Genomic DNA, 20765 nt, shown 5'->3' on the forward strand with positions numbered 1-20765 from the left:
TCACGCTCCTTCATGTCGCGGTTTGCGGTCACTCGTTTAACACCAATTCCAACACCTCAACGATCTCCACCGTTTTCATCGTCCCGGGCAATGCGCGCCCTGCCTTTGCAAAGGCCCGCTCCAACAAAGGGCGGGGGAGGGTCACCGTCACCTGATTCGGCAGGGATGCTCCCGGCAGGGATGCTCCATCCGCTGGATCTCCGACGACCACTCCGTTCTCATCCACAACGCCCCCATCCTCGATGTCCTCATCGCTATCGACACTGCGCAGATCGATCGTGGACACGTCCACTTCTTCCCCATTGACATCAAAAGCCCTTGCAGGGTGCGAACCCGAACCCATCACGGCCCCATTTTCCTGCTGCATGTCTACCTCCTGCGGTTTTCCGCTCAAACCTTGTTCGTAGCGATCTTCCTCTCTATCCACCAGCACGCGGGAGAGGGTTTCCCCGGCCTGCAGGCTGGCACGGATGGCGTCCAGCACGATGCGCTTGTCCTCGTCCTTCATCCATCCTTTCATGCGACTGATGTCCGTTTGCCCGATGGACTCCAGCGGCACGCCCAGATACTCCGCCACCGCCTGCGCATCTTCGCTCCCCAGAGAGAGCATCTGATGTACCCATGCCTTGGATCGACCCAGCCGCTTGCCCAGATCCGCCATGCTCGGCTTGGGGTCCAGGCTATCCATCAACTGCTTTACGGCCTTCGCCGTATCCACGGGCGTCATATCCGCCCGCGCCAGATTTTCGACCAGCTGCATTTCCAGCCGGTCGGCGTCTGTGTCGGGCTCCAATATCACGGCTGGAATCCGGGACAGGTCATAGCCTTTGCGACGGCATGGCTGGCCACTGTCCCGGGCAGCCATGGATGCCCTCCAGCGCCGCTCGCCCGCTATGATCCGATACCTTCCCGACGCGACAGGATGTACCGCGATGGGCTGCAATACCCCATGCTGCAGGATGCTCTCCTTCAGCAGTTCCAGATCATTGTCGATGGCGTCCTGCGCCCCGGATGCCACAAACGTCTTGCGCGGCTGCTCCGGGTCCGGCTCGATCTCCGACAACGCCAGAAAGAGCGCCGAAGCGGCTCCGCCGCCGATCGTTCCGCCCGCAACGGCATTCCGTTCATCCGCACGAGCCGTTTCCTGGCCCGGAAGTCGTCTACCGGGTAGACGATTGGCTTTGGCATCGGTCTCGCCGGAATCTCCCGCCATCTCGGCCAGCGTGCGCTTCATCTCATCAAAGAGATTCTCTGAAAGATCTACCTTGGCCATTTTATCCCTCCTTCACCGTTTCTTCCGTCGGCACCCGGTCCGTTTCCAGAATCATCTTGCAGGCCATGGCCCATTTCGCCGCCGCCGCGTCTTTCGGGTCCAGCTTCCAGACGGGCATCCCCTGTTTCATGGCGTTGGAAACAATCTGCCGATTGGTCAGATGCACCGGAAGCACATGCTGACCGAAACCTGACTCGGTGATCGCATCCACGACCATCTGCTGATTTGTGGAGTTCAAAACCCGCTTGTTGATGACCAGGGACAATCCCAGATCGACCTGCGAGGCGATCTCCCGCCAAACCTTGAGCAGCGAAGTAAGCCCCTGCAACGCCAACAGGTCGGGCTCCACGGGCGCCACCAACAACCCGCCCAGATAGAGCGGGGCCAGCTGCTGTACGCCGGCGGCTGGTGGCGTGTCGATGACCACCACATCGAAATCGATGTCGAGCAAACGGCTCATCGCCTCCTGTCCGGACTTCAATCCCTGCTTTTCCACCAGATGCACATGCTGGTGGCCTGGCAGGATTTGGAGATCCCCGAACCGGGTATCCTGGAACTCCAGGCGGGTGTCCCCATCCCACAGTTCCAATACCGATTTGCCACGGCCATTCGGCTCCCCCGTAGTGATGAAAGTGGCGTTGCGTTGGCCATCCATATCCACGAGCAGGGTCTTTTTCTTCGCCGCCATGCTGGCGTAAGCCGCAATGTGAACGGCAAGAGCGGTCTTTCCTACTCCGCCCTTCTGATTGGTCACGGTAATGATCTGTGGCATCTCTCCCTCTCTTCTCGCGCTTTGCTAGCGCGAAACTTCGTTTTCCGCCGCTCCTGCTCCTGCAGTGGCGGATACAGAATCCAGGAATACCAATACAACATCGTATAGAGCACATCGGGCAGGCCTACTCCGTTGCGGCGGCTGACCTCTGCCAGGTTGTCCGCCAGATGCGCCGGAATCCGCACGTGTACTTCCACCCATTCCGGGCCGGACACGGCCGGAGGGTGCCCATCCCGCCATCGAAGTCCTTTCTCCCAGGCTTTTTCGGCCAGAAACCGGGAAGCGCAGTCCTCATGGACGGCCCGCAGCGTCATCCCCTGAACGAAGGCCAGAGCCTGGATGTACAGGTGCATCTTTAGCGGGATCACTGTCGATTCCCCCGCATAGGGCATACCGTTAAAGAGAGATGGTGTCAGCATGCTTTTCCCGGCTTGACCCTTTCACGAATGGGTATAGATCAGCGCTGGGCCAGATCGTCTACCGGGTAGACGATTTACGAAGGCTTTTCCAGGGTCCACAAGAGCAGCAACCAGCCGGCCAATGAAGCCATGGCCAAGACCGGAGGTATTCTCAAGGTTCATCGCTATCCCGGCGGCGCATTGGTGGTCAAGGAGAACTTCGCGAAGGATAAGAAGCCGACCGGGGTCACGGCAATGCTCAAACTCAAGGGATATGATTCGGCGGATAGGGATTGGGTGATGGCCGCCTACGATCCTCGGGGGAAGATATTGGCCTACGGCAAGATGGGATCCTGCATCGCCTGCCATGTGATGGGCCGCAAGCAGGATCTGGTTTTTGCTCCCCCGCCGACCCAACTCCTGCCGGTTTCTACCTGGAAGGCGTTTTTCCGAAAACAAGAGATTTCTCCGGTCTACGCCCACCTCTTGAAAACGCATGCCGCGAATGTCATGCAGTGATGGAGTGCGCTCAGACCATTCCCGGGCGCTTGGCTGGGGGCGCCATGAATTCCGGCCCCACCGGGTTCGGTACACAGCGCGCAAGGATGGCTTCGATCTCTGTCTTGCAGTCGGCATCCAACTTCCAACCCTCCACCTCGTTCACCGAATCGATCTGGCCGGGATGGCGCGCGCCCCAAAGCGCAATGGTTGGCCCCTGATCCAGTACCCAGCGCACGGCCAAAGCTAGTACAGATTTGCCATAGCGTCGCTGCGCAAGTTCGCGCAGTTCATCCACCGCGCGGAGGTAATGGGGGAAGCGTTCGCCTTGGAATTTCGGGTCGATACGGCGGAGATCATCACCCTCGAATTTCGTATCTGCCTGTATTCGTCCGCTCAGGAGGCCGCGGCACAGCGCACCGTAACCGAGCACAGTGAGGCCGGTTTTCTCGGCGTAAGGCAGTTCGGCCGCCTCGATGCCGCGCTCGAATAGGTTATAAGGAGACTGTAGCGCATCCAGCCGGGCAGCGGAGCGGAAAGCGTCCATCTGCGTTGGTGTGAAATTGCTGACTCCGATGGCGAGGATCTTGCCTTCGCGGCAAAGATCCTCCAGCACTCGGGCGGTTTCCTCAAGCGGCGTCTCCAAGTCCGGCCAGTGCACCTGGTAGAGATCGATCCGATCTGTGCGCAGGCGGTGCAGCGAATCCTCGATTTCCTGACGGATGCGAGTCGGACGGCTGTCGCGAAATACCTTGCCGTCCTTCCAGGCAAGACCGAGCTTGGTGGCAAGCTGTACTTTGTCCCGCAGTTTGCCTTCCTGAATCGCCCGGCCGACGATTTCCTCCGACCGTCCGAAACCGTAAACCGGGGCGGTATCGATCAGCGTGATGCCGCGCTCTACGGCGCGTTGGATGGTTTGAATGGACTCCTTCTCATCTGTGCCGCCCCACATCCAGCCGCCGATGGCCCAAGTGCCGAGGCCGATACGTGAGGTGACAACGGCGCTATGGCCGATGGTAATGGTTTCCATGTACTGCTCCTGTATGGTCCAGTCAATACAAGCCTACCATGAAGGCAGGTCCGCACAAGGCGGATTGATCAGAGTCCACACGAATCCGGAGATCCGGTATGGTTTCCACTCTCATGCAGGCGGTGACCCGATCGGTTCACCGATGCTGCTTCCGGAGGGGTGGAAGTTCGCCAGGAAGCTCGCATGGCAATAGTCGCCTTTCATATCGGCTGGAGAATCCCATACCGGCCCGCTCTGGTGGCGGTCGTTTAGATGTTTTATAAATATGGTACCGACAACGTCCAGGGACGCAGTTTGAATCACTCGCACCCGCAATCGCCCCGACACAACTCCTATGTCCCGCGCTGGCTGCACCGGCTTTGGCTGGGTTTCATGGCGGTCGTGTTGGTGGCAGGGGCATGGCTGGCCTGGTCCGACTGGCAGCAAACCCGGTCTTGGGAGATATCCGGCCTTCGGACGCTGGTGGCATCGGTGGCGGAGGGGACGCGGGTGATGCTGGATGGCACCCGGATCTCGCTGGTGTTGCTGGGGCGGCAATTGGAGTCGGGTTCGCCGGTCCTGGGCCCCGGCGCAGGAAAAATGCTGCGGGACTATCTCGCGCTGCAGCCGGATCTGGCCGCTGTGGGGACCCGCATACCCGATGGGCAGGTGCTAACGGCAGGCGGAGGCCGGCATTTCCTCGCCGATCTCCTGTTTGCCCTCGATAACCCGGTGAATGCCCGGCGGCTGGGGCTAAATCCGGTGCAGCGGAGCGCGCTGGCCCAATGCCTGCATTCCCCGGGCTTCTGCCTTGGCCCTCCGGTACGCGATGTTTTCGCCGGGGCCGGTCATGGCCTCTGGATGATCCCCCTCTTTCAAGTAGTTCCGATCAAGGGCGGCAGCCGGCAATTGGTCGCCTTGCTGCCGCTCGTGGACGGTCGCATGCCGTCCTGGCGGGGGCTGCCGCTGCCATCCCGGGTGTCCATCTTCCTGCTGCGGGACGACGGCTTCCTGGAAAGCCGTTCTCCGCCGCCCACCCAGACCACCTACGCCGTCCGCCAGCACGGCATTGCCGCGCGCTATGTCCTTGCCCATCCGGAACTGCCGTCGGGCGTCTATTATGGCCTGTCCACGGCGGTGGACCAGTGGCGCCTGGGTGCCGTGCAGCGGATCAAAGGCTATCCCCTGGTGGCAGGGGTGGGCATTCCGCGTTCCGTTTTGTGGGCGGACTGGTGGAATAGCGTCGAGGGGCCAGCCGCCGGTGCGTTCGGTCTGCTGCTGTTGTCCATCTTCGGCTACGGCTACCTGCGGAGGGTCGGCCGAGAGCGGGAGGGGGAACGGCAAAGCGCGGAGCAGACCCTGTGGGAGGAGAAGGAGCGGGCGGAAGTCACCCTGCATTCCATCGGGGATGCGGTGATCACCACCGATACCGAAGGCCGGGTGATGGACATGAACGTCGTCGCCGAAGCGTTGATGGGCTATGCCCGGACGGAAGCCGTGGGCAGGCCCCTGGAAGACGTCTTCCGCATTGTCCAGGAAGGCAGCCATGCTCATTTGGACAATCCCGTCCGGCGAGTTCTGGAAGAGGGCCAGGTGGTGAGGCTGGCCAACCACACCATGCTCCTCACCAAGGACGGCCAGGAACGCGCCATCGAGGACAGCGCGGCGCCCATCCGAGACCGGCAGGGCGTACTGTTGGGCGTGGTCCTGGTCTTCCACGACGTCACCGAGAAGCGCCGGCTGATCGCCGAACTGGCCCATCAGGCCACCCACGACGCCCTCACGGGCCTCCCCAACCGGGTGCTCTTCATGGACCGGCTGGGCCATGATCGAGCCCAGACCCTGCGCCATGAGCACCTGCTGGCGGTGGGTATCCTGGACCTGGACGGCTTCAAGCAGGTCAATGACCACTTCGGACATGCCTCCGGCGACGCGCTGCTGCAGGAAATGGCACAAAGGTTGCGTAGGGAAATGCGTTCCGGGGACACCTTGGCACGCATGGGCGGCGACGAGTTTGGGCTGCTCCTCCCGGATGTCGGGAACCTGGAACAGGTGGAAGACGCCTGCACGCGCCTGCTGGAAGTGCTCCGCGCTCCCTTCTATCTGGGAGACGAGGAGATCCCGCTGTCCTCCAGCATCGGCCTGACCAGCTATCCGCTGGATGACAGCCTGCCAGAGGACCTCCTGCGCCATGCGGATCTGGCCCTCTATGCGGCCAAGGCCGCCGGGCGGGATCGCTATCATTGGTTCGACTGGCCGATGGATAAGCTGCAGCAAGAGGCCATGGAGGTGCGGAAGATGACGGAAAATGCGCTCGATCGGGGCCGCCTGCTGCTCCACTATCAGCCCGTGGTGGAGATCGGCAATGGTCCCGTGGGCGTGGAGGCCCTGATCCGCCTCGACCACCCCGAGCGCGGCCTGCTGCCTCCCGCCGCCTTCGCCGCCGCCCTCGACGCACCGCGCCTGACCCGGCGCATCGGCTGCTTCGTGCTTGCCACGGCTCTGACCCAGACCCAGACTTGGCATCGGCAGGGCATGCCCTTGCGCATCTCGGTGAATATCAGCGCCCACCATCTCCTGGACCAGCGCTTTCTGTCCGACCTGCGGGCCGCCCTCGACGCCCATCCGGATCTGCCCCCATCCGCCGTCGAGATCGAGATCACCGAAACGGCCCCGCTGCTGGATTTCGCCGGGGCGCGGGAAACCCTGCTGGCCTGCAACCGCCTGGGAGTGCGCATCGCCCTCGACGACTTCGGCACCGGCAACGCCTCGCTGACCTATCTGCAGAAGCTGCCCGCGCAGACCATCAAGATCGATCAGAGCTTCGTGCGCGACATCATCAACGATCCCAAGGATTACGCCATCGTCTCCGGCGTGGTCACCAGCGCCCGACTCCTGGGCCTGGAAGTGATTGCCGAAGGGGTGGAAACGGCCGAACACGCCGCCATGCTTGGCCACTTGCAGTGCCACTGCCTGCAAGGCTATGCCATCGCCCGGCCCATGGCACCGGAAGCGATCCCGGGTTGGATCAGACAGTATAAGCCTTTGCGTTATCATGGTTTTTCTGCAACTCCTACCCCAACTGGCATGATTTCAATTCATAATCAACGTGTTAAAAGATTTATTGAGGCGCTGCGCCACCAGACTCCCTTTCCCTCCTTGGTCATCGAACCCGAGGCGGAGCAGCAATGCCATCTGGGACTATGGTTGCAAGGGGAAGGGAGGCTCCAATATGGGGACGACGCGGCCTTCTACCAGCAATTGCTGGCACGGCATGCCCATCTGCACGCCCTGGCCCGGGAAGCCAAGGCCCTGTACGACGCGGGGGACGGGGAAGGGGCGGAGCAGAAAGGGGCGGAGTTGGAACGGGAAAACCAAGCGCTGAACTCGCTCATCATCACAACTCATTGACCAAAATACGCGACAAGCTCCGCCCTCCAGGGTGGGGTAGTTGACGACCCGCACCGGTATCTGCACGGTCGCTATATTCCGCGACTTTTCGAAGCATCTTTTGGCCTCCAGCTTTAGTTCCCAAGGTTAGTCACCGTTCCGAAGCCAGAACTGACTCCCGGGAATCGTCCACCAGGGAACCGCTCGTTGCAGGATGCTGGTCTCCGGGACCGGGCCATAATAGCTGGAGTCAAAGGCATAGTTGCCCGGAGCGTAGAGCCAGATCTGCCCACGCTTCAGGTGATAGGTGCCGAAAGGGTAATGGACAATCCGGTGATGGTGGCCGGGCGTCCAGCGATCCACCCGGGAGTTCGGCAGAGTGTGCCCATCTACCCCGACCCCGGATCTCGTAAGCCGCACGGTCTGCCCGGGGATGGCGGCGATCTCTTTGATCCACGGCTGTCCAGCGGGAAACCACTGGTACTTCAGGCCCTCCGCGACGGCGGCGTGATGGGAGGGGCCAGGAATCTCGACTTCGACCAGTTCTCCATCATGCAAAGGATAGGGCGAGCCGAGAAGCTGGTAGAGGCCCACCGGCTCGCAGGTCGAGTCGTTGAAGACCAGATGCTGGTACTGCATCCAAAGACCAACATCCGCGACCAGGGTGATCAGCCCGGTCCAGATCCAGAACATCCACCAGAATCCGCGTTTAGCGATGGTGATGAGTCGTGTGTTCAACCCGATGTCCCTCCGGAAGATTTGCGTTGGTGTATTTGCCAACAACCAGGCGGGCGACTATGCTTCGTCCATGAAAGCGGAAAAACTGTTTCAACGGCGGGTAATCCTCTCGGAGACGGCTTTCGCGGAAATCATGATTTGGCACGTCCCTGCACCGATATCCGGCAGCATACACTCGTACAAATACCGGCTTGCTTACGTGATTCGTGGGGAATGTGTGCTGCGATACGACAATGAGGCCGGAAAAGGCGATCATCGCCATATAAATGGTCGGGAGGAGGCGTATCGCTTCTCCAGCCCCCGTCAACTGATGACCGACTTCTTTGAAGAGATAAGGAGGTGGAGTGATGAGCATGCTGACGATTGATATTCGATCCCTCCGGGATACCCTGGACGATGCCGTGCAGGCGATGGAAAGATTGGAATGTTCACAGCCGCATATCAGCTTTGAATCGCCGGAACTCCTATGGAAAATTCTGACTGGCAAGCGCTGGGAGATCCTGAGGGTCATGACGGCTGCGGGCCCCTTGGCGCTACGCGAGATCGCCCGGCGGGTCGGGCGCGACGTAAAGTCCGTACATCTGGATGTCCATGCGTTGCTGGACGCAGGACTCATCGAACGGCAGGACAATGGCTTTGTATTTCCATACGATGCCGTGCATGTGAATTTTCTGCTCAAGGCAGGTTGAGTTATATTCATCGGCTTTTTCCGCCATGCGCTTTGGCGCGCTGGTCCAGAAAGAAACGCGCAGGCGCCGTGAATGGCCGAAAGGGGAAGAAGAATAGCCGCTCGAACTGGGTGGCCCCCCAAAGCAGGGCTTCGGCCACCTTGCGCGGGCCTGACCGCTCGAAGAAGGCGATGAGCCTCTGGTCAAGCCGAGCGATGACTTGTCGAAGAGGATTGCTCACGCACCCGCTCCTTCAGGACAATGATCGCCTTTTCCAGAGAGGCTTTCAGGGTAGCAATGTGCTGTTCAGCCGGAATCCGCGAATAATCCGCAGAGAGCACCTTTTCCCATTTGGCAATCCACTGTTGCGCGGTGAGGGGACGGGACAGGTGCGTCTTGAGCAGATCCTGGAGTCGTTCACGACCCTTAGCCTCCAGGGAATCCAGAACGGATTTCCAGGCCAGCATTGGATCGCAGGGATCAGTTGGGTTTCCCATGGAAACCCCTGCCTTCATATGATCAGGCCTCTTCATCCGTTCCCCCCATCATTGATTCACCGCGAACAATACCGGCACGCTGAAGAACGCAGCCCAGGCCTTTGCCGACACTCTCTGGATGGCCGGGATATCCGTCCCCCGCGCCCACCAGTCATTGGCCGGTGCCAACAGGATTTGTATCCCATGCGGGTATAGAACGAGGGCCGGCCACATCAGCAGTTGCTCATAGCAGATGAGATAGCCGACCTTTTTGCCGTCCATCTCCGTGGTTTCCGGTTTTCGGGAAAACGGGGCCATCCGGAAACTACCCTGGGGGCGCCACGGGTGCCACATCGAGAACGGCACAGGGATATGATCGGGCAGTACCGTCTGATGGCCATCCTGGATCTTCACCAGGGCATCCAGGTAACCCTTGGCAAAGGGCACATCGGCCCCGAGCAACACGATTGGTTCTGGATGTCGCGCCGTCCAGCGGATGACCGGGCGCCAAATGGCCCGGGTGCCCGGCAGCCAGGGGCCCGCCACGGTTTCCGGGAGTAACACCACCTTGTCGCCAGAGCGCAGATCCGCCAGGACCTTCGGAGCCAGTTTCATGGATGCATCGACATAGGAAAGATTGGAACGCAGGCGGCCCAGGTGGGTATCGCTGCCCACCCAGCCAGTGGGTGCCGTGGGCAGCGGGTGCCCCATCATGGCATTCAGGGAAGGGAAAGCAAAAGGCAAAAGCCAAAGAGCGACGACAACGAATCCAACCACCAGCGGACGGGCCAAGATCTCTTGATTCTTCCGCGTCAAGCGCCCCAGAGCGAAGATCCCGAGAATGGTCAGCAGGATGCCGGTTGGGCCTGCGGCGACGGCGCCGAGCCAGGGGGAAGTCCAGCCGATGATTCCCAAAGGCGGGAAGATCGTGGATATGGCGGATGTGATGACGGTGGCCGTGACCGCGCCAAAACCGCCGCCAGCAAGGCTGCCGCCTGCAGGGCTGCCGCCATGGAAATACAGAGTAATGTACGGGTACGCCAGATAGGGCAGGGCAAAGGCCAGAGATGACAGCGACCAGAACCCAATACCGAGAAACAGCCCGGCGTGTAGGAAGAAAACCGACATGCCTTTGATGAGGCCGTAGGTCGTCGCCAGGTGGTAACCAAGCATCAGCAGAAACGGGTGCAACCAGTGCCGCTTGTTCACGATGGGCAGAAGCAGCAACGCCAGTGGGGCAAGCCAGATGGCATGAGGCCAGGCCAGGGCGCCAACCAGGGCACCCAGGAGTGCCGGAATGGCGAATCTGGAGACGGGAGCGGACTTTCTCCGCGAATCGTCTACCGGGTAGACGGAAACGAGTACGTATTTGCTCTGCATGAGCAGGTATAGATCAATGGCGGGGCAGATCGTCTATCGGGTAGACGATAGGAAACCGTGCCCCCCTCCTGGCCTACGGGCCAGGAAGGGGAATGCGCGGGCATATGTTCAAAGCGGCAGGTCTTGTCCAAGCGAGGCGCCAAAATCCACGGCACTTGTCCTATCGCAGTGACAGAACCTGTCTGCAAGGCGGTGGGGTTTTAGACAAGGCGGACACTTGCTGTTCGTACATATACGTACGATAATGAACACATCGTAATGGAATGGATGTGCTCGATGACCGGGTCGGAGTTTGAAAAGCGTGTGAAGCGGTTAGGTCAGAAAACCGGACAACCGGTGCGGTTCGATAGGCGCCACGGCCATGGTAGCCATGGACGCCTCTACTACGGGACCAGGTTCACCACGCTCAAAGACCGCAAGAAAGAAATCGGCATAGGTTTGCTAAAAGCAATGTGTCTGCAACTGGGCATTAGTCCGGATGATCTATAAAGGAGTTTAATATGCGATATGTTTACCCTGTAACGCTGGTAAAGGACGAGGATGGTGAGTTCCTCGCTACCTCTCGTGATGTTCCCGAAGCCATCACCAGCGGCGCCACCGAAAGCGAGGCGTTGCAAGCCATGAGCGATGCGCTGGGCGCGGCACTGGCAGGTTACGTGCTGGACCAGCAAGATGTTCCCTCACCCTCCACCCCCGCACAAGGCGAATACCTGGTGCCAGTAGCGGCGCTGGTAGCGGCCAAGTTGGCATTGAGATCAGCGATGCAATCAGAAGGCGTCAACAATACGGAACTGGCGCGACGCCTTCACCTATCTGAAGGAGCCATCCGTCGTCTGGTGGATATGGACCACGCATCGCGCATGGATAGGGTTATCGCGGCGCTGGCCGTCCTGGGCGCGGGCATCATCATCGAGGATCAGCGGCAAACGATGGTTGCGGCTTAACGCAGCGCCAAGAAGCAGCCCGCCATGTCTACCGGGTAGACAGCGCACGCAAGAGAAGGACATCAAGGCGGCGAAGCGCCTGGCTGCTGAATGGAGTGAATGACCATGAGTGAAAAATTGCCTACTTTTGACCCTGCCGAAGGGCTGACATCAGACGCCGCCATCGCAGCCTTCATCGCCGGTACGTTTGAATCTGCAGACGCCGGCTACATTGCGCACGCGCTGGGCGTCGTGGCCCGCGCCAAGGGAATGGCTCAGATCGCTGGGGAAACTGGTCTTTCGCGTGAATAGTTGTACCGCTCATTCAGCGAACGCGGCCATCCGACGCCCAAGACCACGCTAGCAGTCATAAAGGTCCTGGGGATTGAACTTACGGCAAAACCGGGCCCTCAGGGCCGATGATGGCCAACCATATCGGTAAAGCCACCGACTATTAGACTATGCTCGCCAGTATCGACCGTTTTCTGAGCCTGGATAGCTCCGGTGTGCCATCACCGCACGACAACCAGGACTGCTGCAACAGGGATCGAGCGAAGAGATCTTCCTGACAAGCATCGTTCCACGCATTGTGCGCTTCAGCCTAAAAAAAGCAGTTAAGGTCCGGCAAGTGCCGGAAAAGTCCCCGGCGGTGACCATGGTGATCGCGTAATTTGCGCAACGATGTAGCTCACGAGGAGGTCCCAGGGCTGGTGTTCCAGGAACTGCTCCGCAGTCTCCCGAACTATCCGCAACCCTCTACGGATATTCTCAATTCCGCGCTCCACCTTTTTCTGCGCGGCATGCATGGGTGTCAGAAAAAGATGAATCTGTCCAGCGTGTTTGGTGCTGCGACCTATAGCGGAGAGCAGCAATGGACGACTGGTGATGGCTTCTCTCCGTGACCCCGGAAAAGCCAGTCGGGAATACCAGCTCCACCAGTTGTAGACCAGCCCCACGGCACGCGCGGAGAGCCGACAACGGGCCAGATCACGAGTGGTGTACCCGCCCCATCCCCACTGGTTCTTGAGTTCGTCAAAACCGTTCTCCGCATCGGCCCGGTCGCGGTACAACTGCGCGATACTCAGAATGCCTTCTTGGATATCCGTCACCAGTACGGCGTATTCGTAGACCTTGGTCTGGCGACGGTCCACGAAAGCAAATTCCAGCTGGCCTTGATGTTCCTGGGTGGCGATTAGATGGTCTTTGAGTAGGCGACGGAGAATGACTACCCGGCGGCTCTGCTGCCACCCGGCCAGTTGAATCGTGTCTTCGCGGCCTTCCCAGCCTTGTCCTGCATCCGCCCAGTCACGGCGGGTAAATTCCCGCTGTAACAGGCGCTTGACCCGGGGCGATTGACGCAATTTGAAGAGATAGGACTGCTGCCGCGCTTCCATCTCGCGGATAACCGCATCATTGCCAAAGCCACAGTCGCCACGGACCAGATAAGGACGCTGTTCGGCACTCAGGGTGTCCAGTACGCGGTTCAGCCCCGGTTGGGCATGGTTGGAGGCCGTGGTGTTGCCGGCTGTCACTTCTACATCCAGCAATAGCCGCAGATTACCGACCCAGTACGCATGATAGGCATGGGATGGACGCCCCGGTTTGTGCGGATTGTAGCCTACTTCAGCCCCTTGCTGATGCCCGAATAACGTTTTGATGGTGGTGTCGATATCAAGAATCCAAGGCGTGTCACAGGCTGCCTTTGCGCTTTTGAACAAGTGCTTGCGCATCCATTCGGTGCCTTCGCCTTCGGGGATTTTACCCAGCGCCCGGCGCAGGGCGTCTTCGCTGACGATCTTGCTCATCCCCAGAATCTGCGGACTGACACCATCACTGCGTAATCCAGTGACATGTGCATAGCGTCGGTGACCCGCCAGTATGGAGAGATCCCAAGTGCCCAATACATCGCGCTTCTTGGGTGCGTTGGGGCTGTTATAGATCAAGGGACATTCTTCTACCCAAGCATCAAACAAACCACTGACTTTCTGAAACTCGGCAAAGAACACCAACTGGCCAAAGGGAGTGGCTGCCGATTCCTTATCCCAGGATACCTGAACACGACCGCCCATCGTATCCACAATCATGCTCTGTATAGCCTCAGGAATGGGCTTTTGGGGCCGCTTAGTGCGTTCACCCATTGGGTGAGCCTCCAACACAGGGGAAAAATCAATCCTATCAGAGGAATCCTGCCAAATCAGCAGGGGTAACTGCCGAATTTAGGTTCAGTTGTTTTTTGGGGGACAGGGCAGGGCAGCGGGGCGGGCGATCGTCTACCGGGTAGACGGTCACGCGGGCCACGTTTTCCCGGAAAACGGTTCCGTCTTCCCGGAAAACGCCCACATGACCCCTTCTTTATCTTGCGTTCCGCTTTTTTTTCGGTAGACGCTTTTTTGGGCGTTTTCGTCTACCCGGTAGACGATTCTTTTGGGCAGTGTTTTCTGGGAAGATAATTTTATTAGCCGATAATAGGGCGACCGTCTACCGGGTAGACGATTACCTTGAAGCGTTACCCCCAAAATCCACGGCCAGAAGCCCAGACAACGAAGCTAGGTCCAACCGGACCCCTGGCGGCAAGCCGGGGCGTGGCCCGGCTGGTCCCCTGCAAGGGGAGCCGTCCACAAGGCGGTGGAGCTGCGGGGATAACGCGACCATATGTCCTGCGGGAAAAACGCGGATCGTCTACCCGGTAGACGATTCGGCGATGTCGTTTTTTTTCGGAAAGACGATTTTATATCAGTAGTCATCATCATCATCGAGAGCGGGTGGTTGAATGTGTGACTTCCGGGAATTTCTGACCGGGCCACCAAAAATATCTCTGAGTCGGATGAAAATATATTCACGGCCATCCTCGCCGACATATTTCCGACCGGACAACAAATACACCTGTCCGTCGATTTTTGCTTTGCCTGTGAAATCAGGAATACTCTTCCCCTCGATCCTGCTGTGTGTGAGACATCCAGTCTTCTCTTCTAACGTACTCATTCTTTTCTAGCCCCCCACTTCGTTCCGAGCTTCTTGTCATCCTGTTTGTCCGGCCACCAGCAGGACTGGCAGCCCTCGCACTTGAAAAAGACATCGCCCTTCTTCGTCTTCAGGGCGATGGTCAGCTTCTTGCAGTCCGGGCAGGCGGGGCCAGTCTTTTGTCCGACGCCCCGCGTTTTTCCGGTTGACGCCTTACCCCGCGCGCTCGTGGAGGACCGCGCCTGACCGACAGCAACGGGCGTCGCCTTGGCCGCCTCGATCATACGCACCACGAATTTGCGCTGGGCTTCCTCGAACTGCTGTAGCGTCACGCGGCCCTGAGACACGGATGACAGGGCATCTTCCCAGCGCGCCGTCAGGACGGGATCCGTGAGGTCTTTGGGCAGCGCGTGAACCAGCGCCCGCCCTGCCTGGGTGGAGAGAATCTGCTTGCCTTTGCGCCCCATGAATCCCCGGGTCAGCAGCGTTTCAATGATGCTGGCCCGAGTGGCCTCGGTTCCCAGGCCAGAGGTTTCCTTGAGTTTGGCCTTGGCGGCCTCATCCTCCACCACCTTATGGATGTTGCTCATGGCCTCAATGAGCGACCCATCCGTAAATCGTGCCGGCGGCTTGGTCTGTTTTGCCTGGACATCTGCATCCTGGACGGTCAGAACCTGGCCTTTTTTGAGCGCCGGGATCGGCTGGGCGGGGGTGTCATCATTATCGTCATCGGTCATCCCATACACGGCTTTCCAGCCTACGGATACCGGGATGTTGGCAGTCGCCTTCCAGTCCTCGCTGGTGCAAGTCAGTAGGGCCTTGATCGCCCGGTACAAATAGGGCGGATAGAACTGCGCGAGATAGGAGCGGACGATGATCTCGTAGACTTTGGCCACTGCGGGGCTCATAGAGCCCTGCATGGAGCCGGTCGGAATGATGGCGTGGTGCGCCGTCACTTTGCCCGTATTCCAGATGGCCGACTTCCGGTTGGAATCGGCGGCTTTCACCAGATTCGCAAATCCGGCTTTTGTCAGGCCGGACAGTATCTGTCTGGCATCCCCATGCTGTTCTTCCGGAAGATAGCGGCAATCGGTCCGGGGATAGGTCGCCGCCTTGTGCTCCTCGTACAGCGCCTGGGCCGCATCAAGGACACTTTGTGCCGACATGCCGAGCTTGGCGGAGCAGACCTTTTGTAACTCGGCAAGGGAGAAGCCTAATGGTGCCTGCTGCTGTTTTTCGGCGCTGGTGAAGTCCTTCACCGACGCCTTGCCGTCTGCTTTGGCCCGGGTTACCAGCCGGTCAGCGGCTTTCCGGTCGGTGAGATACCCTTCGGCATCGACCCCCTCGAAATCCTCCCGCAACTCCCAGGTGGCCCAGAAGCCCGCGTTGATGCGCGGAACGTAGTAGTCCTTCGGCTTGAAGTGCTCGATCTTCTCGTCACGGGCCACGACCAGAGCCAACGTTGGCGTCTGCACACGGCCCACGGAGACGACCCCGGCGCCGCTGTTGCGCAGAGTGAATGCGCGGGTGAGATTCATGCCCATGAGCCAGTCCGCGCGGGCACGGGCTTCGGCGGAGTTTCGGAGATTCTGGTAGTCCTGGTTATCCTTGAGCGATGCCAGAGCCTTACGCACGGACTGCTCATCGAGGGCGGACAGCCAAATGCGTTGCGTAGGCCCATTCCAGCGGAGCTCTTCCAGAACCTCATCCACCAGCAGCTGGCCCTCTCGGTCCGGGTCGCCGGCATTGACTACGGACGAGGCTTTCCGGAGCAGATCTCGGATCACCTTGATCTGGGCCTTGGCGTCATCTTTTGCCCGCTTCTTCCATTGCTCAGGAAAAATGGGCAGTTCCTCAAAGCGCCATTTCTTCTTGCCCTTCGGCGTGGTGGGGACATCATCGGGCGTGTAGAAGTCCGGCTCTTCCTGCTCGAAGATATGGCCGAAGCACCAGGTCACGACTGTATCGGACCCGCACTGGATGAATCCATTGCCTTTGCTCTTCCCGCCGGGAAGATGTTCGGCGATACCCTTGCCCAGGCTGGGCTTCTCGGCAATGTATACTTTCATCAGACACCCTCAATCGTCTACCGGGTAGACGCTCTGCGTCACCCCAACGCGAGGGTATAGATCGTTGTTGGGTCGGTCACTGTCACCGACCGGCAGACGTTAAATCCGAACGACCAAGATGCAGCGTAAGCGGTCGTCCAGCGAACTGATCATCATGTTCTGGATTTACACAAGGGATTGAGTAGAGAAGAATGGTTGCCAAATTTGAGCACGTCAAAGGCGAGATGCGGCAACCTGTCAGTTTGATGGGCATGGGTTGCATTGAACCGATTGTTGTGATGACCGAGTATGGTTAAATTGTAACCTGGTTCAATTCAAGGAGAATCATTCATGACCAATTCAACGGACTACGTGCCCCCTAAGATTTGGGTCTGGAACAAGACTGAAGCAGCTAGTGCTGTCACGCTCCTCAACCGTAAACGTTCAGCCAACCCACCCTTGCGGGTTGGCGCCAATCAGGCTAATGCAGATTTTTTCCAGTTCCACGGCAAGAGTTCGTGGAGTTTTTTGTTGGGCCAGGTCGGGAGCTTTTCGAGCACGTCACAGAGGTACGCGAAGGGCTCGATGCCGTTGAGTTTGCACGTTTCGATGATGCTGTAGAAGGACGCGGCACGCTCGCCACCGGCATCATTTCCAACAAATAAAAAATTCTTGCGACCAATGGCCACGCCCCGCAGCGCTCGCTCCACCGGATTATTATCGATGCTGAGTTGTCCTTCTTCGAGGTAGAGCGTCAGTGCTTTCCAACGCTTCAGCGCATAGCCGATGGCTTTAGCGATGCCACTTTTCGGCGCCACCTGCATCTGGGTTTCCGTGAGCCAGGCATGGAAGGCTTCCAGCAGGGGACCGGCACGCTGCTGCCGGGCGGCGACTTTCTGATCTGGTAGAGATTCCTTGATCTCCGCTTCGATGGCGTAGAGTTTGACGATCCAGGCCAGGGCCTTCTGGGCTACCGGACTGGGACCCCGCTGTTCCACGTCATAGAAGTGGCGGCGGACATGCGCCCAGCATCCCGCTTCGATGATCTGTTCCTTGCGGTAGAGGGCATCATACCCCCCATAGTCATCGGTCTGGAGGATGCCTTGCCAGTCACCCAGAAAGTGCTGCGCGTGGATCCCCTTACGGTCCGGGGCATAATCAAAGACCACGACGGGATGCGGGGCATCCGCCTGGCTGCGATACACCCAGAGATAGGCTTTGTCCGTCTTGCTGCTGCCGGGGTTGAGGACCGGCAAGGGCGTCTCGTCGGCGTGCAGAATCTTTCCTTCCAGCAAGGCCCTTTTGCAGGCTTCGGCGAGCAGGCTGATCCAGTATTCGCCCTGACCCAGCCAGCTGCAGAGGGTGGCGCGAGAGATCGGTACGCCCGCTCGCTGGTACTGGGTTTCCTGCCGGTACAAAGGCAGGTGATCCACGTGTTTCGCCGTCATCACATGGGCCACCAGGCGCGCCGTGGGCAAGCCCTTGTCAATCACCTGTGCCGGTAATGCCGGACTTTCGAGGGTACCGCAGGGGCGGCAGGCCAGTTTGGGGCGGATATGGCGAATGACCTGGAAGCGTCCGGGGATATAATCCAGTTTTTCGCTGATCTCTTCCCCGACCGTTTCGAGTGGACCCCCACATTGCGCGCAAGTGCAAGTCTTGGGATCGTGACGTACTTCTACCCGGGGCAGATGGGCGGGGATCGCCATGCGGCCGGGGTGCCGGCGTACGGGACGGGCGGGGACCGTTACGGTCTGCGCGTCGGCGGCTGCTCCCTCTGCACGGCCAGCGGTCACGGCCGCACTGTCTTCCAGAACGGTTTCGAGGAGGCTTTCCATCGCCGCGATTTCGGTATCCAGCGCTTCTTCCCAAAGACTGATCTGGTCGGGAGAGAGCTTTTCCGAACGGCGTCCGAATCGCCAGCGCTGCAGTTTGGCGATGGTGCTTTCCAGGCGGGCGATGGTTTCATCGCGCAGGGCAATGGCCGCTTGCTGTTGGGCGATGATCCGGGTGCGTTCCGCTTCCTGTTCCTCCTGCTGTTGCAGCAGGCTCAGCACCAGATCGCGCAGGGCGTCCGGGCTGGTGGGAAGAGGCGTTTGCGGCGCTGAAATCATCAGAAAATAGTATCGGAACTGGGCTATTTATACAAGAAATTCCCGCTAGTTACAGCAGTGTTGGTGTGCATTTTTCCAGGCTCGGTAACGGCGTCCACGGGCGCCCCTCTACCAGCATCGCCCACTGCGCAGCGGAGAGTTCTATGGCACCGGCATCGGCGCGGGGCCAATGGAGTCGTCCCTGATCCAGACGGCGATACACCAGCCAGAAGCCCAGTCCATCCCACAGTAACAATTTCAGACGATCCCCTCGGCGGTTGCGAAAGACAAAAGCATGACCGCAAAAAGGATCGGCAGCCAATACCCCCTGTACCTTGGCCGCCAGGCCATCAAAGCCTAACCGCATATCTACGGGCGCTGCCGCGAGCCAGATCCGGCTGCTCGAATTTAGCCACATGGTCTTTCCAGAATCTGCACCAAGGTCTGGAGCCAGCTGGTATCTACCGGCGCCGCAAGCTTCAGGCTACGACCGGATAACAGGTGAATTTCCACCGGTGAAACAGGCGTCCTGACCGGCGCGGCCAGAGTTACCGGCAAAAACCCTTCGGGCACGGCGGACAGCAACGGCGTTTGTGCAGAATCGGCAAAGCGTTTGCGCCAGTAATGCAGCGTGGCTACGGTGATCCCCGCCTGCGCACAATAATTCTTGACCGACTGTCCGCTCGCCTGAAATCCCTCTACCTGCTGCCGCCAATAAGCGACTTTCTCTTCTTTCTTCATCACCATCCCTCCGCGCTGAATGCAGATCAGGATCGGTCAGGTCAGGAAATTTGGGAAGGTGGGTTGCTTAGACGCTTACCCTCAACCGTCCCGTTTCAGGACCAACCCACGATAAAAAACTCCCCGTCGGTCATCACCCATTGCAACTGTACTCTCTGGCGACGCCCAATGGCCAAAAAGTAACAATCCTGCTAGAAGAGTTGTTAGCACAGGGTCATATCGGTGCAGAATACGACGCGTGGCTAATCCGTATCCGTGACGGGGATCAATTTGGAAGTGGTTTTGTAGCAGTGAATCCGAACTCCAAGATCCCAGCTCTCGTGGATCACAGCGGTTCACAGCCTATTCGGGTTTTTGAGTCTGGTGCGATCATGCTGTATTTAGCACAGAAATTTGCGGCGTTCCTGCCTACCGATCCAAGTAGGCGCGCCGAGTGCCTATCATGGCTATTCTGGCAGATGGGGAGCGCCCCTTACCTGGGTGGCGGATTCGGTCATTTCTACGCCTATGCCCCAGAAAAGATTGAATATGCAATCAATCGTTTTGCTATGGAAGCCAAGCGACAACTTGACGTGCTTGATAAACGGCTCTCGGAAAATGAATATATAGTAGGTAGCGAATATACGATTGCTGATATGGCCATCTGGTCTTGGTATGGTGGTTTGGTTAAAGGTTGGCTGTACGATGCTGCGGAGTTTCTTTCGGTGAAGGACTACCCGAATGTTCGGCGCTGGACAGACAACATCTATGCCCGTCCTGAGGTACAACGCGGGATCAAAGTCAACCGTATCGTTGGCGAACTTTCCAGCCAGTTGCATGAACGCCATGATGTGAGTGACTTTGATCTACGCACGCAAGATAAGCTCGTAAATGCCAAGCTATAATCAAAGGCTTGGCCATTCATACTGAAGCAAACCTCGTTCCTTTGGGGGGTTAGTGACGAGCTTCTTCTGTCATGGAAAAAAACTAAATTCTGCAATTGTGATCATGGATAATGAATGACCGCTTTCTACTGCCGACCATCGGGACTCAAGGCGACATGGCAGCGGAAGCTGTCATTCACAGGTTTGTAGGGCAGTACTGCAATCGTTGCTCACATAAGGTGTAAAACAGCGTGCAAAAGTGAGCAGGAATCCGGGGGAAACAGCGTCCAAAATTGACCACCCCTGGTTGTGCCACACTCCGTCGTTTAGGCGGAGGTCATCCTGGAGTGCTTTGCATGGAAACCATCGGCAAGATTCGCCGTCGACATCAGGTGGGCGGGGAGAGCATTAGCGCTATCGCCCGTTCTTTAAATCTCTCGCGTAATACGGTCAAGAAGTACCCCCCGGTGTCAGGGTAGTTGTCGCCTCTCTGAAATGGAGTCAGGCATAGGGTGGGGGCGGAAAGTGGATTAT

Annotated in this window: 21 protein-coding genes and 1 pseudogene; 8 read left to right on the forward strand and 14 right to left on the reverse strand. The window is 58.8% G+C overall.

Annotated features, from left to right (window positions below):
* Positions 1 to 28 precede the first annotated feature (28 nt).
* Genes AFERRID_RS12540 through AFERRID_RS12550 form a run of 3 tightly spaced genes read right to left on the reverse strand, consistent with a single transcriptional unit; the run spans position 29 to position 2464 of the window.
* On the reverse strand, positions 29 to 1273 hold the full coding sequence (locus tag AFERRID_RS12540) for a ParB/RepB/Spo0J family partition protein (RefSeq protein ID WP_126605344.1): 1245 nt from the start codon (positions 1271 to 1273) through the stop codon (positions 29 to 31).
* Position 1274: 1 nt separating this feature from the next.
* The gene (locus AFERRID_RS12545; RefSeq protein ID WP_126605345.1) at positions 1275 to 2045 is read right to left on the reverse strand and encodes a ParA family protein; all 771 of its coding nucleotides are present in this window, start codon (positions 2043 to 2045) and stop codon (positions 1275 to 1277) included.
* On the reverse strand, positions 2024 to 2464 hold the full coding sequence (locus AFERRID_RS12550) for a hypothetical protein (RefSeq protein WP_009563488.1): 441 nt from the start codon (positions 2462 to 2464) through the stop codon (positions 2024 to 2026). The genes AFERRID_RS12545 and AFERRID_RS12550 overlap by 22 nt, the downstream gene beginning before the upstream one ends.
* 129 nt (positions 2465 to 2593) lie before the next feature.
* Here AFERRID_RS12550 and AFERRID_RS12555 point away from each other — a divergent pair, with 129 nt between their 5' ends.
* The gene (locus tag AFERRID_RS12555) at positions 2594 to 2962 is read left to right on the forward strand and encodes a cytochrome P460 family protein (protein ID WP_009563487.1); all 369 of its coding nucleotides are present in this window, start codon (positions 2594 to 2596) and stop codon (positions 2960 to 2962) included.
* 10 nt (positions 2963 to 2972) lie between these two features.
* On the opposite strand, the gene AFERRID_RS12560 is transcribed toward AFERRID_RS12555, so the two are convergent.
* Positions 2973 to 3971 carry an aldo/keto reductase gene (locus AFERRID_RS12560; RefSeq protein ID WP_009563486.1) on the reverse strand — a complete coding sequence of 333 codons (999 nt, stop codon included), beginning with the start codon at positions 3969 to 3971 and terminating at the stop codon, positions 2973 to 2975.
* Between the two features lie 252 nt (positions 3972 to 4223).
* On the opposite strand from AFERRID_RS12560, the gene AFERRID_RS12565 reads away from it, so the two are divergent.
* Entirely contained in the window at positions 4224 to 7361 is a 3138-nt protein-coding gene (locus tag AFERRID_RS12565) for an EAL domain-containing protein (protein WP_226832985.1), read from the forward strand.
* A 126-nt stretch (positions 7362 to 7487) separates the two neighbouring features.
* Here the strand turns inward: AFERRID_RS12565 and AFERRID_RS12570 are convergent, their stop codons facing one another.
* Entirely contained in the window at positions 7488 to 8078 is a 591-nt protein-coding gene (locus tag AFERRID_RS12570) for a S26 family signal peptidase (RefSeq protein WP_226832984.1), read from the reverse strand.
* On the opposite strand from AFERRID_RS12570, the gene AFERRID_RS12575 reads away from it, so the two are divergent.
* Both AFERRID_RS12575 and AFERRID_RS12580 read left to right on the forward strand, forming a co-directional pair.
* A complete protein-coding gene (locus tag AFERRID_RS12575) occupies positions 8062 to 8445 on the forward strand; it encodes a toxin-antitoxin system TumE family protein (RefSeq protein ID WP_226832986.1) in 384 nt (127 codons plus the stop codon). The two genes, AFERRID_RS12570 and AFERRID_RS12575, sit on opposite strands and share 17 nt — an antisense overlap.
* Entirely contained in the window at positions 8426 to 8767 is a 342-nt protein-coding gene (locus AFERRID_RS12580; RefSeq protein ID WP_009566058.1) for an HVO_A0114 family putative DNA-binding protein, read from the forward strand. Before AFERRID_RS12575 ends, AFERRID_RS12580 begins: the two co-directional genes overlap by 20 nt.
* A 7-nt stretch (positions 8768 to 8774) precedes the next feature.
* Here the strand turns inward: AFERRID_RS12580 and AFERRID_RS12585 are convergent, their stop codons facing one another.
* From AFERRID_RS12585 to AFERRID_RS12595, 3 genes are read right to left on the reverse strand one after another with little or no spacing between them, the layout of a single operon-like run.
* Positions 8775 to 8987: a hypothetical protein gene (locus tag AFERRID_RS12585; RefSeq protein ID WP_080513196.1), complete on the reverse strand. Its 213-nt coding sequence runs from the start codon at positions 8985 to 8987 to the stop codon at positions 8775 to 8777.
* Complete coding sequence (locus tag AFERRID_RS12590; RefSeq protein WP_126605346.1) at positions 8950 to 9243, reverse strand: hypothetical protein; 294 nt, start codon at positions 9241 to 9243, stop codon at positions 8950 to 8952. Before AFERRID_RS12590 ends, AFERRID_RS12585 begins: the two co-directional genes overlap by 38 nt.
* 48 nt (positions 9244 to 9291) lie before the next feature.
* Positions 9292 to 10602, reverse strand: a complete 1311-nt coding sequence (locus tag AFERRID_RS12595) for a conjugal transfer protein TraB (RefSeq protein WP_126605347.1) — start codon at positions 10600 to 10602, stop codon at positions 9292 to 9294.
* A gap of 500 nt (positions 10603 to 11102) precedes the next feature.
* Here AFERRID_RS12595 and AFERRID_RS12605 point away from each other — a divergent pair, with 500 nt between their 5' ends.
* Together AFERRID_RS12605 and AFERRID_RS15760 are read left to right on the forward strand one after the other, a co-directional pair.
* Positions 11103 to 11546 carry a type II toxin-antitoxin system HicB family antitoxin gene (locus AFERRID_RS12605; RefSeq protein ID WP_009567290.1) on the forward strand — a complete coding sequence of 148 codons (444 nt, stop codon included), beginning with the start codon at positions 11103 to 11105 and terminating at the stop codon, positions 11544 to 11546.
* A 105-nt stretch (positions 11547 to 11651) separates the two neighbouring features.
* Positions 11652 to 11837, forward strand: a complete 186-nt coding sequence (locus tag AFERRID_RS15760) for an addiction module antidote protein (protein WP_226832983.1) — start codon at positions 11652 to 11654, stop codon at positions 11835 to 11837.
* Between the two features lie 302 nt (positions 11838 to 12139).
* Here AFERRID_RS15760 and AFERRID_RS12615 read toward each other — a convergent pair whose 3' ends face one another.
* From AFERRID_RS12615 to tnpA, 6 genes are all read right to left on the reverse strand, one after another.
* Positions 12140 to 13663, reverse strand: coding sequence for a transposase (locus tag AFERRID_RS12615; RefSeq protein WP_226833168.1), 1524 nt, complete (start codon positions 13661 to 13663; stop codon positions 12140 to 12142).
* A gap of 595 nt (positions 13664 to 14258) precedes the next feature.
* Positions 14259 to 14507, reverse strand: a complete 249-nt coding sequence (locus tag AFERRID_RS12620; protein WP_126605348.1) for a hypothetical protein — start codon at positions 14505 to 14507, stop codon at positions 14259 to 14261.
* Positions 14504 to 16555, reverse strand: a complete 2052-nt coding sequence (locus tag AFERRID_RS12625) for a DNA topoisomerase 3 (protein ID WP_126605349.1) — start codon at positions 16553 to 16555, stop codon at positions 14504 to 14506. Before AFERRID_RS12625 ends, AFERRID_RS12620 begins: the two co-directional genes overlap by 4 nt.
* Before the next feature lie 455 nt (positions 16556 to 17010).
* Positions 17011 to 18648, reverse strand: coding sequence for an IS66 family transposase (gene tnpC, locus AFERRID_RS12630; RefSeq protein ID WP_126605350.1), 1638 nt, complete (start codon positions 18646 to 18648; stop codon positions 17011 to 17013).
* 49 nt (positions 18649 to 18697) lie between these two features.
* Positions 18698 to 19045, reverse strand: a complete 348-nt coding sequence (gene tnpB / locus AFERRID_RS12635; protein ID WP_012536650.1) for an IS66 family insertion sequence element accessory protein TnpB — start codon at positions 19043 to 19045, stop codon at positions 18698 to 18700.
* A complete protein-coding gene (gene tnpA, locus AFERRID_RS12640) occupies positions 19036 to 19368 on the reverse strand; it encodes an IS66 family insertion sequence element accessory protein TnpA (protein ID WP_126605351.1) in 333 nt (110 codons plus the stop codon). The genes tnpB and tnpA overlap by 10 nt, the downstream gene beginning before the upstream one ends.
* Before the next feature lie 92 nt (positions 19369 to 19460).
* Here tnpA and yghU point away from each other — a divergent pair.
* Both yghU and AFERRID_RS16250 read left to right on the forward strand, forming a co-directional pair.
* Positions 19461 to 20252 (forward strand): annotated as a pseudogene (gene yghU, locus AFERRID_RS12645) (glutathione-dependent disulfide-bond oxidoreductase); the annotation flags it as partial.
* 326 nt (positions 20253 to 20578) lie between these two features.
* Positions 20579 to 20710 (forward strand): helix-turn-helix domain-containing protein, encoded by a 132-nt coding sequence (locus AFERRID_RS16250; protein ID WP_404813273.1) that lies wholly within the window; start codon positions 20579 to 20581, stop codon positions 20708 to 20710.
* Positions 20711 to 20765 lie beyond the last annotated feature (55 nt).

It is taken from the genome of Acidithiobacillus ferridurans, assembly GCF_003966655.1.
Lineage (GTDB): Bacteria > Pseudomonadota > Gammaproteobacteria > Acidithiobacillales > Acidithiobacillaceae > Acidithiobacillus > Acidithiobacillus ferridurans.

Bases quoted from the DNA above. Each gene is read 5' to 3' on its own strand.
- AFERRID_RS12625 (WP_126605349.1), bottom strand. From the start codon at position 16,555: ATGAAAGTATACATTGCCGAGAAGCCCAGCCTGGGCAAGGGTATCGCC.
- AFERRID_RS12615 (WP_226833168.1), bottom strand. From the start codon at position 13,663: ATGGGTGAACGCACTAAGCGGCCCCAAAAGCCCATTCCTGAGGCTATA.
- AFERRID_RS12580 (WP_009566058.1), top strand. From the start codon at position 8,426: ATGAGCATGCTGACGATTGATATTCGATCCCTCCGGGATACCCTGGAC.
- tnpB (WP_012536650.1), bottom strand. From the start codon at position 19,045: ATGTGGCTAAATTCGAGCAGCCGGATCTGGCTCGCGGCAGCGCCCGTA.
- AFERRID_RS12550 (WP_009563488.1), bottom strand. From the start codon at position 2,464: ATGCTGACACCATCTCTCTTTAACGGTATGCCCTATGCGGGGGAATCG.
- AFERRID_RS12595 (WP_126605347.1), bottom strand. From the start codon at position 10,602: ATGCAGAGCAAATACGTACTCGTTTCCGTCTACCCGGTAGACGATTCG.
- AFERRID_RS12565 (WP_226832985.1), top strand. From the start codon at position 4,224: ATGTTTTATAAATATGGTACCGACAACGTCCAGGGACGCAGTTTGAAT.
- AFERRID_RS15760 (WP_226832983.1), top strand. From the start codon at position 11,652: ATGAGTGAAAAATTGCCTACTTTTGACCCTGCCGAAGGGCTGACATCA.
- AFERRID_RS12605 (WP_009567290.1), top strand. From the start codon at position 11,103: ATGCGATATGTTTACCCTGTAACGCTGGTAAAGGACGAGGATGGTGAG.
- AFERRID_RS12620 (WP_126605348.1), bottom strand. From the start codon at position 14,507: ATGAGTACGTTAGAAGAGAAGACTGGATGTCTCACACACAGCAGGATC.
- AFERRID_RS12540 (WP_126605344.1), bottom strand. From the start codon at position 1,273: ATGGCCAAGGTAGATCTTTCAGAGAATCTCTTTGATGAGATGAAGCGC.
- AFERRID_RS12560 (WP_009563486.1), bottom strand. From the start codon at position 3,971: ATGGAAACCATTACCATCGGCCATAGCGCCGTTGTCACCTCACGTATC.
- AFERRID_RS12590 (WP_126605346.1), bottom strand. From the start codon at position 9,243: ATGGGAAACCCAACTGATCCCTGCGATCCAATGCTGGCCTGGAAATCC.
- tnpA (WP_126605351.1), bottom strand. From the start codon at position 19,368: ATGAAGAAAGAAGAGAAAGTCGCTTATTGGCGGCAGCAGGTAGAGGGA.
- AFERRID_RS12545 (WP_126605345.1), bottom strand. From the start codon at position 2,045: ATGCCACAGATCATTACCGTGACCAATCAGAAGGGCGGAGTAGGAAAG.
- AFERRID_RS12555 (WP_009563487.1), top strand. From the start codon at position 2,594: ATGGCCAAGACCGGAGGTATTCTCAAGGTTCATCGCTATCCCGGCGGC.
- tnpC (WP_126605350.1), bottom strand. From the start codon at position 18,648: ATGATTTCAGCGCCGCAAACGCCTCTTCCCACCAGCCCGGACGCCCTG.
- AFERRID_RS12575 (WP_226832986.1), top strand. From the start codon at position 8,062: ATGAGTCGTGTGTTCAACCCGATGTCCCTCCGGAAGATTTGCGTTGGT.